At 41.2% G+C, this 16,760-nt stretch carries 17 protein-coding genes and 1 other RNA gene; 11 read left to right on the top strand and 7 right to left on the bottom strand.

The window, feature by feature from the left end:
* Positions 1–8: 8 nt before the first annotated feature.
* Together RH40_RS05970 and RH40_RS05965 are read right to left on the bottom strand one after the other, a co-directional pair.
* A complete protein-coding gene (locus RH40_RS05970; RefSeq protein WP_139056863.1) occupies positions 9–509 on the bottom strand; it encodes a DUF2271 domain-containing protein in 501 nt (166 codons plus the stop codon).
* Positions 510–573: 64 nt separating this feature from the next.
* Positions 574–1,203 (bottom strand): PepSY-associated TM helix domain-containing protein, encoded by a 630-nt coding sequence (locus RH40_RS05965; RefSeq protein WP_039954329.1) that lies wholly within the window; start codon positions 1,201–1,203, stop codon positions 574–576.
* A gap of 257 nt (positions 1,204–1,460) precedes the next feature.
* Between RH40_RS05965 and RH40_RS05960 the strand changes: the two genes are divergently transcribed.
* On the top strand, positions 1,461–2,834 hold the full coding sequence (locus tag RH40_RS05960; RefSeq protein WP_009600513.1) for a YjiH family protein: 1,374 nt from the start codon (positions 1,461–1,463) through the stop codon (positions 2,832–2,834).
* Positions 2,835–2,906: 72 nt separating this feature from the next.
* Here the strand turns inward: RH40_RS05960 and RH40_RS05955 are convergent, their stop codons facing one another.
* Complete coding sequence (locus RH40_RS05955) at positions 2,907–4,778, bottom strand: MFS transporter (protein WP_009600512.1); 1,872 nt, start codon at positions 4,776–4,778, stop codon at positions 2,907–2,909.
* 31 nt (positions 4,779–4,809) lie between these two features.
* Positions 4,810–5,400 (bottom strand): TetR/AcrR family transcriptional regulator, encoded by a 591-nt coding sequence (locus RH40_RS05950; RefSeq protein WP_009600511.1) that lies wholly within the window; start codon positions 5,398–5,400, stop codon positions 4,810–4,812.
* A 196-nt stretch (positions 5,401–5,596) separates the two neighbouring features.
* On the opposite strand from RH40_RS05950, the gene RH40_RS05945 reads away from it, so the two are divergent.
* Entirely contained in the window at positions 5,597–6,475 is an 879-nt protein-coding gene (locus RH40_RS05945; RefSeq protein ID WP_039954327.1) for a Tim44 domain-containing protein, read from the top strand.
* A gap of 114 nt (positions 6,476–6,589) precedes the next feature.
* A complete protein-coding gene (locus tag RH40_RS05940; RefSeq protein ID WP_009600509.1) occupies positions 6,590–6,907 on the top strand; it encodes a DUF1244 domain-containing protein in 318 nt (105 codons plus the stop codon).
* Between the two features lie 76 nt (positions 6,908–6,983).
* Here the strand turns inward: RH40_RS05940 and RH40_RS05935 are convergent, their stop codons facing one another.
* Positions 6,984–8,051 carry a PLP-dependent cysteine synthase family protein gene (locus tag RH40_RS05935; RefSeq protein WP_009600508.1) on the bottom strand — a complete coding sequence of 356 codons (1,068 nt, stop codon included), beginning with the start codon at positions 8,049–8,051 and terminating at the stop codon, positions 6,984–6,986.
* 123 nt (positions 8,052–8,174) lie between these two features.
* On the opposite strand from RH40_RS05935, the gene RH40_RS05930 reads away from it, so the two are divergent.
* Positions 8,175–8,642: an Lrp/AsnC family transcriptional regulator gene (locus RH40_RS05930; RefSeq protein WP_009600507.1), complete on the top strand. Its 468-nt coding sequence runs from the start codon at positions 8,175–8,177 to the stop codon at positions 8,640–8,642.
* A gap of 61 nt (positions 8,643–8,703) precedes the next feature.
* Entirely contained in the window at positions 8,704–9,708 is a 1,005-nt protein-coding gene (locus RH40_RS05925) for a YHYH protein (RefSeq protein ID WP_009600506.1), read from the top strand.
* Here the strand turns inward: RH40_RS05925 and tesB are convergent, their stop codons facing one another.
* Complete coding sequence (gene tesB / locus RH40_RS05920) at positions 9,709–10,566, bottom strand: acyl-CoA thioesterase II (protein WP_009600505.1); 858 nt, start codon at positions 10,564–10,566, stop codon at positions 9,709–9,711. It abuts the gene before it with no gap.
* Positions 10,567–10,721: 155 nt separating this feature from the next.
* Positions 10,722–11,024, bottom strand: coding sequence for an MGMT family protein (locus tag RH40_RS05915; RefSeq protein WP_009600504.1), 303 nt, complete (start codon positions 11,022–11,024; stop codon positions 10,722–10,724).
* Positions 11,025–11,068: 44 nt separating this feature from the next.
* Between RH40_RS05915 and RH40_RS05910 the strand changes: the two genes are divergently transcribed.
* The 6 genes from RH40_RS05910 (at position 11,069) to RH40_RS05885 (ending at position 16,750) form a co-directional block, all read left to right on the top strand.
* A complete protein-coding gene (locus RH40_RS05910; protein ID WP_009600503.1) occupies positions 11,069–11,809 on the top strand; it encodes a VP0952 family biofilm-associated protein in 741 nt (246 codons plus the stop codon).
* A 133-nt stretch (positions 11,810–11,942) separates the two neighbouring features.
* Positions 11,943–12,039: signal recognition particle sRNA small type (gene ffs / locus RH40_RS20290), an RNA gene on the top strand.
* Positions 12,040–12,520: 481 nt separating this feature from the next.
* A complete protein-coding gene (locus RH40_RS05900; RefSeq protein ID WP_039954357.1) occupies positions 12,521–13,030 on the top strand; it encodes a GNAT family N-acetyltransferase in 510 nt (169 codons plus the stop codon).
* A 520-nt stretch (positions 13,031–13,550) separates the two neighbouring features.
* Positions 13,551–13,922: a hypothetical protein gene (locus RH40_RS05895; RefSeq protein ID WP_009600500.1), complete on the top strand. Its 372-nt coding sequence runs from the start codon at positions 13,551–13,553 to the stop codon at positions 13,920–13,922.
* 118 nt (positions 13,923–14,040) lie between these two features.
* The gene (locus RH40_RS05890; RefSeq protein ID WP_009600499.1) at positions 14,041–15,477 is read left to right on the top strand and encodes a 6TM ABC transporter family protein; all 1,437 of its coding nucleotides are present in this window, start codon (positions 14,041–14,043) and stop codon (positions 15,475–15,477) included.
* Positions 15,470–16,750, top strand: coding sequence for an HlyD family secretion protein (locus RH40_RS05885; protein ID WP_009600498.1), 1,281 nt, complete (start codon positions 15,470–15,472; stop codon positions 16,748–16,750). Before RH40_RS05890 ends, RH40_RS05885 begins: the two co-directional genes overlap by 8 nt.
* The last annotated feature ends 10 nt before the right edge of the window (positions 16,751–16,760 follow it).

Genomic DNA, 16,760 nt, shown 5'->3' with positions numbered 1-16,760 from the left:
CCTTAAATTTACTTTACTTGATAATGCAGAGTGACGTTTCCAATCTCTTCGGTGGGCTTGAGTTGGTAATGAGCCTCTTGGTTGGTGAGGGTCATTTTTTGACGTAGTTGATTACGGCCACCATGTTCACGAACCGCTTCGATGTAGAGTGTGTACTCTCCCTGTTCCAAACGCTGGTTGCTATCATCAGTGCCATCCCATGAGAACCTGTACTGGCCTGCCGAGCGAGTGGCGGATGTGACAGCATCGACAAGCTCACGGTCATAGCGTCCAACTTTTCGCCACCAACTTCTTAAATCTTTTAACCACTCATCTTTACCAACCCACAGTTGAATCGTTTTTACCGGCTTTCGTTGACTGTCTTCTATCCAGATCGCCACATAGGGTCTGGCGTACATGGTGGTTTCGATTTTGGGTAACTCAAAAACAAAATCGAATTTTGCTTGTTGAGGTAAAAGCGCTGAAAAAGCGCTGCTAGTGAAGAAAGTCGCCAAAAATACAGACGTCATAACCACGCCTTTACTGGCAGTGAAACAGGATTTTTTTAACATAAATAACTCTCTCGATAGCGGCTTAGGGTACCGCAGTGAAATAGATAAGAAGGCAAAGTAGCGAACCGAATGCTGTCCATTTAAGAGCGGTTCTCAAGGTTTTCTTTTTCGGTAATAGCAAACAGACACCAGTCAAAACGAAAAACACCATTAGTAAGGCGGTGATATCGATAAACCACTTCCAAACTTCACCGCTATTGCGCCCTTTGTGCAAATCATTCAACAGTGCGATCACTCCGTAATCAGTGATCTCAATCTCGGCATGTTGTGTCACCATATCGATAAAGACAGTGGCGTTGTATCCGGGGCTTTTATAGTCAAAAGTGATCTCACCAACCAACAGAGCTTCATCTTCTATTTCGGTATAAATATCGAGTGGTGAGGGGGTACCTCGTAGCGAGGTCTGTTGCTCTAAAAAAAGGTACAAAGCATCAGCGTCTGGCTGATAAGGGGAAGTCTTGTTAGCCAATAACTTAGCGGGAACTTGTAATGTTTGCTGTGTCCGCATTGGCTCGCTGCGCTCGAACAGTTCAGTGCGATTGAGGGTAATACCAGTTAGCGAGAAAAATAGGACAACAAAAAGCAATGCCATCGAAATATAAACATGTAAGCATCGTGCCCAGTGTTGAACACTTTTGCTCTTAAGAAACATAAAAAAGCCAGCGGAAATTATTTTTCGGCATTGTAATTGATAACAATTCGCATTGTCATTTAGTTTACATTATTTACCTTTTATGTTCGTCATTAACGATTTCACTCCTCTTTTTGTACTCGTAACGACCAAGGGAAATTTGAAATCACGACAAACTGGCAATTTTTGCTTGTTTTGGCTTTAGGAGTATATATAATCACAAAAATTGAAAACTTATTCATAAAATATGAAGTTTTAGTCATCTAGGGAGTAGTCAGATGAGTGATACACTTCTCATACCAGAGAGCCATAGTACCAAGCGCAATCTTTTGATGTTTGCGATCCCTTCTTTGTTAGGTTTATTTTTTTTCCTAGCACCACTAACTTACGATGGTAATTTCACCTTCCCATTAGCGCTCGTAGCTAAAAGTGTGAAGGCTTTATTGGGTGAAGCGATATTACCTACTGTCACAGGAATTATCTGTTTTTCAGCTTTCGCATCTTTGATAGCCAGTCTTGTTAAACCCCGTTTTATTACTGAATCTTATTTGCTCACAAGACTTTTTATTCTGTCTCCATCTTGGTTAGTTATACGCATTCTAGGTGCACTTTTTACCTTATTAGCAATGCATAAAATCGGGCCAGAAATCATTTGGAACGCGAATACTGGAGGCTTGGTTTTAAACGATTTATTGCCCTCGCTGTTAGTGACATTTTTTCTCGCTGGTTTATTGCTACCGTTATTACTTAACTTTGGCCTGCTCGAATTACTGGGCACACTACTGAGCACGTTTATGCGACCGGTATTTAGATTACCGGGCAGGGCAGCGATTGATTGTATGTCTTCGTGGTTGGGTGATGGGACTGTCGGTGTGATATTAACCAGTAAACAATACGAAGATAAAAAATACACCGCGAGAGAAGCTGCTGTTGTCGCCACCATGTTTTCACCTGTCGGTATTTCTTTCTCTTTGGTGGTATTAACTCAGGTAGGCTTGGCAAATTACTTTGTGCCATTCTACGCTGCGATTTGTGGTTCGGGTGTTATCGCTGCTGTAGTGATTCAGTTTTTACCGCCCTTATCTTACAAAAAAAATCTATACATCGATGGGACTGCCCCTGATAAAAATGATGAGCTTGTCCCTGTGGGTAAATCATCATTAGGCTATGGAATGGAACTTGCGCTTAAACGTGCAGACCAAGTGAAAAGCTTAGGTTCGGTGGTCAAAGAAGGAGTCCACAATGCATTGGATATGGTCTTGGGTGTCCTCCCCGTCGTGATGGCTATTGGAACGCTTGGTTTGGTTGTTGCTGAAGCGACACCGCTATTTTCAATACTTGGTGCGCCATTTGTACCGCTTCTTGAACTGCTTCATGTACCAGAAGCCGCCGCGGCTGCAGAAACAATGCTGGTGGGTTTTACTGATATGTATGTACCTTCGATCATTGCTGCATCGTCCGTGAATACAGATCTCACTAAGTTTGTTGTTGCAGCACTCTCTGTGACTCAACTGATTTTTATGTCGGAGACAGGGTCGGTTATTTTAAGCAGTAAGGTGCCAATTAATTTCCTAGAGCTTGTGATGATCTTCCTGTTACGTACTCTGGTTACGTTACCCATCATCGTTGGTGTTGCACACGCGATTTTTTAACAAAATCGACCACTCAAAAACCCGATAAATGTTTGTTTATCGGGTTTTCTAATTCGTTAGATATAGAGGTAGTTAGCGCCATGAGCCACGTAATTGCGCCACGGCTTTAGCGGTTTCCTCAGAAGTCACTTTTTCAGGGCTGATAGGCTCGCCCACTTCAATTTCAATTTTGGACCAAAAGCGCGAGGGAAGACCCTGACAAGCCGCTCCTTTGTGACGGCTAAAATAGCTGCCCCACATACCTTTAAGTGCAATAGGCACTACTTTGACCGGACTACGTTTTAGAATGATATCCATGCCTCGCATAAAGGGCGCGATTTCGCCATCAGAGGTTAAACGACCTTCAGGAAAAATACAGACAAGGTGTCCTTCTGACAAGGCTTGCTCGACATCATTAAATGCTTTTACTATTGAGCGGCGGTTATTGGCGGAGATAGGAATAACGCTTGCTCGTTTTAGAAATCGGCGTAAAGGCGGAAGGTTGGCATATTCTTCTTCCATAACAAATCGAATTAGCCTTGGGCAAATGGCACTGAGCAGCAGCGCATCCATGTAGCTAACGTGATTACACACTAATAGCGCCCCACCTTTTTCAGGCAAATGATGCAGATTTTTATGCGTTACCCGATACATAGAATGAGTCAATACCCAAGTAAGAAAGCGCACAACAACAATAGGGTCGCTCGCAATTAAATAAGTCGCAATAACGCAATTGAGTATCGCCAGCAATAGGAACAGCTCAGGAATACTCATTCCAATCACCGTCAAAGTGATGATCCCGAGTATGGCGCTGCCGACCATAAAGAGTGCGTTATAAATATTTAAGGCTGCAATAATTCGTGAGCGTTGCTTTTTGATCGCTCGTTGTTGCATCGAGGCGTAGAGGGGGACAATATACAAACCACCTGAAGCGCCCGCCAATGTTACGTAGGCAAACATAGGCCATAAAGGTTGGTATAAGGCAAACTCACTAAAGCCGCTAAAATGAGGTAAATTGTCTGGAATGGCCAGTGCCATAAGTAGACCGAAAACGGTTAGGCCCAAGCTACCTATGGGAACAATGCCGACTTCAATACGTCCTTTCGATAGCCTCTCACAGCAAAACGATCCTAACGCAATACCGATGGAAAATAGCGCCAGTAATAAAGCGACGGCGGTCTCTTCACCTTTGAGGTGTAGCTTGGTGAAATTTGGAAACTGAGTGAGATAAACTGCGCCGAGAAACCAGAACCAGCTGATGGATAGCATAGAACGAAAAATATTTTTATCTGCTCTTGCCATTGCCAGAGTTGCTTTGGTCTGCTGAAGAGGTTGCCACTTGAATTCAAGTTCTGGTGCACTCGCCGCAGCGTTAGGGATGAAGCGGCTAGCAAGGTATCCTAGTAAAGCAAAAATAACCACACAAAATGCAGCCAGTTCTTGGGCATTTTCTCGTGCGGTAATAAGCCCAGCCCCAAGAGTACCAAGCAGAATCGCAAGAAAGGTGCCGGCTTCTACCAAAGCGTTTCCTGACACCAGCTCATTAGGTTTTAGCTGTTGGGGGAGAATGGCAAACTTTACCGGTCCAAAAAATGCCGATTGAGTGCCCATCAAAAAGAGCAAAATTAAAAGGGCGATATAGCTTTGAGTGACAAAGCCGATCGCCCCCATGGTCATGATGACAATCTCTAACAGTTTCACTTTGCGAATGTAGGCTGATTTTTCGTACTTATCTGCTAATACACCGGCCGATGCAGAGAACAGAAAAAAAGGAAGAATAAACAGCCCTGCCGCTAAGTTGATAAAAAGATCGCTTGAAATCGGCAATTGTCCCGCGCTCGAGAATGCAACCAACAATAAAAGGACGTTTTTAAATATGTTGTCGTTGAATGCACCAAAAAACTGGGTGAGGAAATAGGGTAGAAAACGTTTCTGCCGCAAAAGAAAAGTTGACTCAGTACGCATCCATGGTTCCCAGTATTCCTACGTTCATTTATTACCAATTTTTGAGATAGTTGGATAAGAGATTTTCTATGAGTTGTTTACCATCAATGGGCTCGGCCGCGAAAAACTTATCGTCGACACTGAGCAGCGTTATTCCGTGCACGCCAGCCCAAAGAACGCGACTTGCTTGAACGATTTCTGCTGGTTGGCGTTTTGGAGCGAGAGCTTGTAAAAGATGTTCCAGCATTCCCGTCATGGTATCGATACGATCGGATTGCCATTCAGGCAGATCATCACCGTTCATTTTATGTTCAAAGATCAGTTGCCAGCGATAAGGGTGTTTTTGTGCAAAGTCATGGTAACAGTATGCTAGCTCATAAAGTGCGGTGGATTTGTCAGCACTTTCACTCATGACACTTTTAGCTTCGAGCGCTAATTCATCAAGGGTTTGTGCAACAGCGTGGAGGAGGAGGAGATTGTAGTTACCAAATACATTCACTAGGGTACTTGGCACATAGCCGATCAGTGTTGCAATCTTTCGCAAGCTCAACTCGTGATAAGAGTTGTCTTTCAAAAATTCTTTGACCGTTTCTAGCGTAAGTGCAACAAGTTCTTCGCGAGTGTGGTCGTTTCTTCTGGCCATAATATTTTGTTAAATGCGAACAATGTTCATTATCTTAATGAGCTAAAGGGGCTAGCGTCAACATAACTCAGAACTAATTGCAATATTCTGATACATGTCACGGTTAGGTTTCGGTTTCATTATGATCTCGGAAACGTTAGTATAACGTAAACTATTATAGGTTCATATAATGAACTGAAATTTATCGAGGAATGCTATGAAACGATTATTTTCCCTAGTAGCCCTAATTATGGTCTCTGTGGCGGTGACGCCAGTAGCAGAAGCCAAGAAATTTGGTGGCGGTAAATCGTTCGGTAAGAGCTTTAAAACGGCACCTGCTCCCAAGCAGCAGCAACAAAATACCAACACGATAGGTAAAGACCAAACCGCCAAAAACTCCAGTAAGAAAGGTCTGATGGGCGGCCTCCTTGGAGGTTTACTCGCTGGTGGACTACTTGCTGCCTTCTTCGGTGGTGCATTTGAAGGTGTTCAGTTTATGGACATCCTGATCATGGGTATTATCGCCTTCGTCATCTTCAAGCTAGTTCGTGCAATGCTTGGTGCTAAGCAGGGTAGTCTTAATCAGCATCGCCAACAGCCTGCCTTTGGTGGCTCAGCATCGAAATTTGAGCAGCCAAATGTTAACCAATTTAAGGAACAGCAACAGCCCACCACTAACCAGACAGGTGGCTTTGGTTTCAGTGCTCAGTCAGATGTTCCGCATAATTACCCACCAGGGTTTGACAATGCCGCCTTCGTTAATGGCTCACGCGAGCACTACCGTTTGCTACAAGGTGCTTGGAACCACAATCAATTAGACACGATAGAAGAGTATGTATCGCAAAGTTTGTTCGATGATCTCAAAACAGAACGTGCCAAATTGAGCGGTGAACAGCACACTGATGTTATGTTCGTCGATGCTGAGATTGTTCGTGCGGATTACGATGCGAGCAAAGCGCAGCTTAGCCTGCAGTTTAGTGGCCGCTACCGCGATACGGTTGAAGGTATCGAAGAAGATATCACTGACATTTGGCACTTAGAACGTGATTTAACTACGCCGAATGCACCTTGGCTAATTGTCGGCATCCAAAACTAACAATTGTCCAACTTTGCTTCGAAAGCCCGAGCCTTGTGCTCGGGCTTTTTTATTGGGGCAAACGCTAACTCTTGGTATAATCGCGCAACATTTAATAACCAAAAGATCAAAAGAATGGCTGAATTTAAGTACAAAGATTTACCTCAGGAACAGCAAGATAAACTCGATGCTGCAGTATTTCGCAGGCTATTAGCTCACCTTGATGACAACAAAGATGTACAGAATATTGATCTGATGATACTAGCTGGATTTTGTCGCAACTGTTTTAGTAAATGGTACGCAGCAGAAGCCGATGCGCAAAACGTTGAATTAAATTTGGACGATGCCCGTGAGCGAGTCTACGGCATGACTTATGATGAGTGGAAACAAAACCACCAGCCTAAAGCTACACCTGAGCAGCTTGCCGCCTTTGAAGCCAAGCAAAAAGGTTAACTATTGCATAGATAAAAAGGCCCCGTTAAAGGGGCCTAGTTGGTAGAGAAAATTAATCATTGTCAGAGTGAAGACGTTAATCCAACTTGCCCGTTTTTTCGAACTGACTGAGCTTTTTAAGATCGGTGTCAAGATCGCCAATATTCTCTTTCACCCACTCGAGGTTATGGTAGGAGTCCAAGTAGCGCTCGCCGCTGTCACAAAGTAGTGTAACGATCGATCCTGTTTGGTTACGCTTTTTCATTTCAACGGCAAGCTGCAGTGCACCAAACAGGTTAGTACCGGTCGATGGGCCAACCTTGCGCCCGAGAATATGCTCTAACCAATGTGCGGTCGCCACCGAAGTGGTGTCTGGTATGGTCACCATAGAATCGATAACACCGGGAACAAAGCTTGGTTCAACACGCGGGCGTCCAATCCCTTCAATTTTACTGCCGCTTTCTCCGATAAGGTCGGCATTACCGGTTTTGTAATACTCATGAAAGACCGAGTTTTCAGGGTCAACTACACACAATTTGGTGTTGTGCTTTTGGTAGCGAATAAATCGGCCAATCGTAGCAGACGTTCCTCCTGTGCCTGCGCTCATCACTATCCATGTGGGGATTGGGTGAACTTCTCTTTCCATTTGGCTAAAGATTGAATTGGCAATATTGTTGTTGCCACGCCAGTCTGTCGCTCTCTCGGCATAGGTAAATTGATCCATGTAGTGACCATTAAGCTCATTAGCTAAGCGTTTCGACTCGTCATAGATTTGGTCAGAGCGTTCCACTAGGTGAGTTTTCCCACCATAAAACTCAATTTGCTCAATTTTTTTTTGCGCGGTGCTTTTGGGGATTACGGCGATAAAGGGTAAGCCGAGTAATCGTGCAAAATAGGCTTCAGAGACGGCGGTACTGCCAGATGAAGACTCAATAATTGGGGTTTTTGGGCCAACCCAACCATTACAAATCGCATACAGAAACAAGGATCGTGCTAAGCGGTGTTTTAGCGAGCCTGTTGGGTGAGTACTTTCATCTTTCAGGTAGATATCGACGCCAGCGATTGACGGTAAATCGAGGTAGATGAGGTGCGTATCCGCACTGCGCTGAAAATCGGCTTCAATTTTGTCGATCGCACTGTTTATCCATTGGTGATCTGTATGCATTGTTGTCTTCCTTATCAATATAACCACTATAGCGTTAATTTAGCGAGATAAAGGGAGAAATTCTTTGCTAAATTTGCTCTAATTTGCTTTATTTAGAAAAAAATTTTCTTCACATGAGGCAATATGGATACTGAAATTGACAAAATAGACCGAAAGATACTCAACTTATTGCAAGGTGATGCCACTTTATCTTTGAGTGATTTGGCTGAGGCTGTCAATCTCACAACCACGCCATGTTGGAAGCGTTTAAAAAAGCTTGAAAGTGCGGGCGTTATCCAAAAGCGCGTCGCCTTGCTCAATCCAGAGAAACTGGATTTGTCGTTTACTGCTTTTGTGTTGGTTAAAACCAGCGACCACTCTCACGAATGGTACAGTCAATTTGTCTCAACGGCCTCCGATTTTCCCGAAGTGATGGAGTTTTATCGTATGGCGGGGGAATATGATTATATGATGAAGGTGCTGGTGAAAGATATGCAGTGCTTTGATACTTTTTATAAAAAATTAGTCAATTCGGTTGAAGGGATATCAAATGTTACCTCAACCTTTGCGATGGAACCGCTTAAGTACACTACAGCGTTACCGATTGAATAGGGTTAATGATCAGACCAAATTCATACTATTATTAAGCTGTCACATAATGGTGGGTTTAATTATGATTAAGTCTGATATTTATACTTATTTGGCGCTTTCGGTATTTTTGGTGGGATGTGGTAATGACGATGAAGATAAAACACTATCTGGTGAGGACATTACCAACCGTTTTTTCGAGAATCTTTCCGGGGATTGCCAGCAGTATATTGGCAGTTTTTTCTCCTCGGTTAATGATATAAAGCGCTCTCTTCTCTTTACTGGCCAAATCACCATATCCTCTAGTGGTGATCAATGTGTCATACAATCCAATAGCATTCCTAATCATGATTTCAATGATAATACAGCGGCCTTTGCAAATGTAGTTCAGGAACAGGGTGTAAATTATTCTTTCAGTGCATCACCGGCCATTCAGGGGAGTTCAACAGCGTTAAGTATAGAAATGTCAGAAGCCATCTTGCTTAATGGTGTTAAATTAGATTTACTCGCTGCAGCCTGTTATGGCGTCGGAAATGAAAAGACTGGTTGCGGCCAATCCCAAATTAACAACCCATGGCGCTATGACCCTATGTCTCCTCTTAATAGTTTTGGTACTGATAAGCATAATGCTCATGTACAGCCGTCCGGAGCATATCACTATCATGGCAATCCTATGGCAATGTTTAATCAAGACTGTGTGGGCAAACAAGCTTCTCCTGTGATCGGATTTGCCGCTGATGGATTCCCTATTTATGGTAGTTGTTTTACCGATGGTACGACAGGAGTGGTTAGAAAAGCGACATCAAGCTATGAGCTGAAAGTGGGTCCTAGGCTTGATGATGGTGCGTATACAGCGCCCACGGTTGGCGGTAATGTTGTCAGCACTAATTACGATGGACAGTTTAGAGGCGACTGGCAATATACGGTCGCTCTGGGTGATTTGGATGAGTGTAACGGTATGACACTAAACGGACAATACGGATATTATATAACGGACACTTTTCCATGGGTTATGAACTGTTTTAAAGGTACTCCCAATTCTAGCTTTGGTCGTATGAGCGCAGCTAGGTCACACTCGCATGAGCCCTAGTTATTTAAAGCGCATAACGCCCTCTTGGATAGCACTGGCAACTAGATTGCCTTGACGATCAAAAATCTCACCGCGCACCAAACCTCGGCTGTTATTAGCGGTTGGACTTTCAATCGCGTAAAGCAGCCAGTCGTCCATTTTAAACGGTCTGTGATACCATATTGAATGGTCGATGGTAGCGACTTGGAATTTGGGCGTCATCAGTGATACACCGTGGGGATGAAGAGCTGTGATAAGAAAGCCCCAGTCTGACGCGTAACCCAAGAGGTATTGGTGAATAAGATGGTTGTCGGGCATAGCCCCATTGGCCTTTATCCATAAATATTGCTTAGGCTCAACCTTTTCAGGTTGCATCGGGTTCACCACCACCACAGGGCGTGTTTCAATCGGTTTCTCGCTGCAGATGATGTGTTTTAGCTGTTCGGGTAGCAGGTCTGCGATGTCTGCGGCGAGTTCAGTCTCTGAGGCCAAATTTTCAGGACCTGGGACTTGAGGCATGGCGTTCTGATGTTCAAAGCCGGGCGCTTCGCCGTGATAAGATGCAGTAAGATAAAAAATTGGGCGACCATTTTGGATCGCTTTCACTCTTCGGGTGCTAAAACTGCGACCATCGCGTAAGTTCTCCACATCATAAATAATTGGCTTATCGAGCTGACCAGGGTAGAGAAAATAGCTGTGAAAGGAATGGACAGCGCGATCTGGTTCAACAGTGTAATGAGCGGCTGACAGAGCTTGGCCGATTACCTGACCACCATAGACTTGAGGTAGTCCAAGGTTTTCACTTTGACCTCGAAATAACCCTTGTTCTAGTTTTTCAAGTTGTAGTAAATCCAACAGATCGCTTAGTGGTTTGCTCATATTTGTCCGCCTCCTATAACCGCAAGAGTCACAGTTTATTTTTCTTTTAATGATAGTTTAAACATCATTATCGTGTGAGTGCGACAAATTGGAACTAATTTTGCAAAATTGTCATCGAGGAATCATACGGTTGTGTTGGTTAAGGCACGAATAACTTAGGGCTGCCAACGAAACTGCTTAAGAGCAACTTTGCCCTCTGGAGAAACGGCAATGCCTTCAGCGATAAGTGCTTGACTTTGTCTAATAAAATCAGGCCCTTTGAGTGAGATCTTACCTTGACTATTAATCACACGAAACCAGGGTAGTGTGCTGTCTTTGGGCAGCTTGCCTAATGCTTTACCCACATGGCGAGCATAGCCGGGATAACCGGAGAATTTGGCAATATCACCGTAGGTCGAGACTTTACCGTGTGGTATTTGGTTAATGGTGGCAAAGATTTGCAGTAAAAATTGGTCCATAATGGAAGTGTACCTGTGAAATTTCCAATGGATGAGGAGAGGCGATGGTATTTTCCACATTGCAATTTATGCTGACAACATTATTGGTTGCAGTTTGTGCACTGCTTATCAGTTTTAGCCAAGGAGATATTCCTGTATTAGCCTTGTTGATCCCGGCCTTATGGGTGTTACCAAAATTTGGTCTAGCTGGGGTAGTACTTGCAGTCGCGATGTTTTGCTTTAGTCTCACACTTCCTCATCAGCCAGTCGCACTTTCCGTTGGTTTGTGGATTTTATTTCCTTTATTGATGGTGTCTTTTTCTAAACACAGCACCTTTGGTATTCTAATGGCCTCGGGTTTTATCGTATGCACCTTGCTTGCTGGACTTATGCTTGCTCAAGCGGGAGGCAAACTGATTGGTGAGCCAATGATGACCATAGTTCAAGCCGTCTCAATTGGTATCATTTGGTGGTGTACCTCGCATTGGAAAACCTCGACTCAGCATAGGTGGTGGGTATTGTTGCTCTTAATTCCGGTGTGGTTGATGGGCTCAGTCAATGGCGCGATTGTCGCTTTGTGCATGGTTGGCCTAGTTGCCATATTAGAGAGCTTATCTCAGTCGAAGACATTTTCATGGGATTCGCTGTTATGCTGGACGTTACCGACCATAGCTTTTGCCGCGTTAGTGGTGTCGCCCGATGTAGAAGTACCAAAGCCGATTTTTGTGGTGTGGATTTGTCTATTGTGCACGGCATGGATGACTGACTACATCATTCAATGTGTCGAAGAAAACCAAGATGTTTGATGAATTATCATTAAGTTGGCTAATCACTAAGCAGTCAGGTTCAAAAGGCGTGTTTTGTTCTTGCAATGGCGCTGCGTATGCCTGATAATCTCCCCACTTCTTAGCGAGGCTAAGAAAAAAGAATCTATGGAGGCCCTGGTCCTCCCGCAACAATAGCTCGTGAACTCGGTCAGGTCCGGAAGGAAGCAGCCGCAGCGAGTGACTTGTGTGCCGGGATGTGGCTGGGGTCTCCGCCCATTCAAAGCCTGTGATACTCTGTGTCACAGGCTTTTTTGTTGTCTGTAATTTGGGTTTTTGGGTTATTTGGATTTCGTAAGCTTATGAACGCCAATTTTATGGAATGGTGTTTATAATGCTTTTTTTGGACGTGTTAGTTTTGGTTTTTTGGGGTGTGTTATGTATTGTTTTTGCCCCATTTCTTGTTAGATCAAATGCTCTATACATTTTAGGGGCGTGCGTTTTACCTATCAAATCTAATCCGATGAAAGAGGGTCAGACCAAGCTTATTTTGGGCGTATGTAGGTTGAAAATCCTATTGTTCAGAAGCCGCCGGAGTTATACGGAAACTTTTGGCAATTTCTGAAGGTCTCATCCTAGTCGCTAGGCAATACGGGCATTAGATTGAGTGAGAGTATCATTAGCGTTATGATTGGGTACTTACAATTACAGAAAAAATCAGTCTATAAAAAGCGTTATGTTTCAGGGGGAAATGTGGAGTATCGAAAACTAGAAGCAAGTGACTGGGAGCAGTACAAAGAGTTGAGACTATTAAGCCTAGTCCAGTCTCCAGAATCGTTTGAGAATAGCTTCGAAGATGAATCTAAGTTAAGTGACGAACAATGGATTGGTCGAGTAACCGCTACTCAAAGTGCCTTTATTATGGGGGCATATGATGGTGATGTATTAATTGGTGTTGCAGGTTTTGCTCAAGGTCTCAAAGAGAAAATTAAGCACAAGTCCTACCTCTGGGGGCTTTTTGTAAAAAAAGAGTATCGTGGCAAACATATTGCAAATGACATGTTAAGTAAGCTTGTTCACATTGCCTTCCAAAATACTGATATCTTACAGATTCAACTCACGGTAGCTTCTGAAAACGACGCGGCTATTTCGCTATACAAGAAGTTAGGCTTTCACAAATATGGTACTGAGGTTGACGCTCTGAGAATCAACGGGAAGTCATATGATGAAATATTAATGGCCAACGTAACAACTGAAACATAACAGATAAGGATTAAGCGTTGCGTAGCCAACGTTAAATCCCAAGTGTTGGACAAACCCGAGCTTCTATATAAGTAAATTGTGTGTCCTGCACTTCATTTTTACTATTTGCCATAGCCGCACTTATTAATGATTTTTTAATATAGAAAATGTACTAGCACGTTTCTGTCCAGAAACGTGTTGCTCCCCCCTTTTGGTTATATTGGTGTGTGTCCTGAGTTTTTTTAATCAAAGCTGATTAGTACAGCATTAATGCCATAATCTGAAAGTCCCTTCAGTACGTTAAGCCAGAGCTAAAGTATATGCTTCCAAATTTTACCATCAGTCTGATCATAATAATCCCTCTAAATAATCACTGAAAAAATGATCTGTATCACATGTATTCATTTAACTTAATCATTTTGTTGCATATCATTTTTTTTACACTAATATCAGCAGCCGAATTAAGAGATGTATACATGATGCGTTTTGGTGTTATCAGAGTTCATCACCTATCAATCTGATTTTTATAAGGAAAATTTTTGTGTACAACCCAAAAGACTGTATGAACCATGATGATGGCTACGATCCATGCCTTGAGGAAGGCCCGACTTGGAGCGACAATAATCCAGCTTTCGAAGCAATTTCCAGCGGCTTTAACAATGCTATTTCAGTTATCTCGACAGGGACAGGACCAATCAACCCGGTAAAAGGGGCTCTAGGTGTTGCTAAAGATGTTGTGGATGCCGCAAATACTTACAACTCTTTCAGTGAAGTCGGTGGAGGAGCAACAGTTGGTGATCATATGGCAGAAGCCGTAATGAGTACAAATCTAGGTAGCCAAATCGGTGCCTTGGGGGAGGTAGTACTAGAGAGGCAGGCTGAAGCAGAAGCATTAGGCATCGACCTTTATTAGATAAAATGGGTTATTAATGTAAAGAAGGCCTCGCAGTTAAGCTAGGCCTTTTTAGGGTTGCCATATGAAAGGCTATTATAGCTTAATCAAGCTCGGTTCCGGATTTTAGGACTTGAATATGAAACGCGACTCATCGATAAATAAAGAGTCAGTTGAGGCTATCGTCTCTACCATTGATGGTGATAATGATGGCATCAAGTCATTACCATTCATTCGTCAATACAATAAATTTACTCTCGCTGAGGTACTTAGTTTTGTAGGTTACGATATCAGGCGCCCCAAAAAAACAGAAATGATTGAACAGGATAAGATAGTTTCAATTAACACTAGAAACCAAGAAAATAGTCATTTTGTAATAAAGTCAAACTTAGAAAAATCCAAGAGAGAAAGTAAAATAAGGTTCATCTTGATTATTTCGATTTTGAATACTTTGGTTTTCCTAGAACCTTTAGTATCAGGGTTATATTTTCAATATGCTATAGATAAAGTAATGGCTTATGGTAGAACTCAGACACTAATTGTATCTGGAGTTGGATTCTTGTTGTTTTTATTTATCATAAGTCGATTTAAATCGATTAGAGATATATATGTTAGAACAAACTTTCTTGAAAAAATTACTGAGAAAACAAGGGATAGCAATATATCCAAAGGTAATTTCTCTAGTGTCAATCATAAGATTAATAGCATAGAGCATTATTGTACTTATAAGTATTTGAATAAGGTCTTGATATATAACGAACTGTTTATATGCATCCTATCTATAGTTGTGTTAGTGTTTATAATCGATTTTAGATTAGTTTTTCTTTTAACTATAACTACGATAATAAGCTTTTATATTAAGTACTTTTTTTGGAAATCTACCAAGCATAGAATTAAAAACTCGGCCTTTGTTGCCACTAATAAGATAGTTGCCAATAATGACTTTAATGATTTTTCAAAAAAACCAGAGATAGCTAGATATTATTACCTTAACTTTTTTGGAGTGATGAGAAACGGGTACTCAGATGCTGTAAAATTAGGCAAAAACAAAAATAACCTAGAGGTATTTAAAGTTTTGAGTCAATCCTTTTCTACTCTGTTCGCGCTATTTCTTATGATGAAAGGTGAAATAACAATTGGAACACTATTTTTATTTCAATCCTTATCTAAACCTATTACCACACTACCAGATTCAATTGTGAAATTACTACATTTGACTGAAGATGCTAAACGAATAAAACCTATTGAAGTTGAGGATACAGTAGATACAACTACATCTATACTTACTATTAAGCCAGAAAAAATAGAGATCTACACTATTATTTCACTAGAGGCATCATTAGGTTTTTACAATGAAGTTGAATGTAAGAATATTGCTTTAAAGATATTGGGAGAGTCAAAGTCTAACTATTCATATGAAAAGTGTTTGGAGTTATCACGATTTTTGTTAGCTAAGGGGGATGTACTAATTATACAGTCTTCTGGTTTTTTTTTAGAAAAAAAAATTCTAGATAATTTTCTAATCTTAAAGGGAGAATTATCCCCTAATTCTGAATTGAGAATTATTAATGAATAATAAATACAAGAATATAGCAATCGTACTAGATATGAATATTATGTTGGAAGATTTAATCTATAGTCAGAAAAAAAATATTCTTAAAAAATTTAGTATTTATTTGTTGTTGTTATTATCATGCTTCGTATTTATTCTTAATTTTGAGATAGATACTAATATATTAGGTAGAGGTATTATTACTTATAATAATAGTGTGTACACAATAAATTCTTCTACAGCAGGAAAAATAAATTACTACGATTTAAGTATTGGTTCGAAGGTAGCTAAGGGTAAGTTACTATATTCTGTTGATGTTAGTGAAAAGAGTGAAAGAATAAAAATATTAGAAAGCCAGATAAAAACAAATATGGAGAGAGTCGAAAGAATAAAAACGTGTTCTAATTTTATAAAAGATAACACATATCGCGGGGGCAATAATAAATGCATTAATGAAATAAGAGAAAAGATAAATAATCATATTGCATTGAAAGATGAACTCTATGAGAGAATAAAAGTATCTAATTCATTCCTAAAAGAAATCGAACTTATTAATGATGAAATCTCTAAAAATGTATCTATTCAAGATGCAGCTCATGAGTATAAAATTATAAGTAGTTATGATAAAAACAGTAATACTATTAGCCTTAAGTCAAGAGACTTAGACTTGAAAAAGATGGTTAGTGAGTCGAATATTTTAATTTCACAACAGAAAATCATAGACACTGAGCTTTCATTGTATTTAAATATTAAAGAACGAGAATTAGAAGCACAACAACATACATTAGAAGATAAAACGAACCAGTTAAGAGTTGAGTTATTGCAACTTAGGGATGAATTAAAAAAGAGTAAGGTATTTTCCGGTATAGATGGGACAGTTACAAATCTAAGCGAGTTTGGTTTGGGTACTAATGTGACTTTGGGTGATTATATGCTCTCCCTTCAGCCCAATAACTCTGATGAAGCTATTATAATTGCCGAGGTGCCATTAAAAGAGTCTGCTTGGTTATCCGCTGGTCAAGAGGCAATTATCAGCCTCATAAACTTCCCTAAAGTAAAATATGGACACTTAGTTGGAAAAGTTAAATCTTTTTATTTTAAGAAAGAACATTATGAAGTTGTGATATCAATAACAGAAAATAATCTGAGTAAAAACTTGCCAGAAGGTGTGTTTCAGGTAAACTCTCCTGTTTCAGTTCACTTCGATGTTGGTACTAGAAAACTATATGAATATATTTTTGGCTCTGTGGTTTTACATCTGGATAGTGCAATGAACGAGCCTTTCGTTCATAATTGATATGAGGTTA

The organism is Vibrio caribbeanicus ATCC BAA-2122, from assembly GCF_000165125.1.
In the GTDB taxonomy this organism is placed as follows: Bacteria; Pseudomonadota; Gammaproteobacteria; order Enterobacterales; family Vibrionaceae; genus Vibrio; species Vibrio caribbeanicus.
This window is presented reverse-complemented; position numbering and strand designations above follow the sequence as displayed.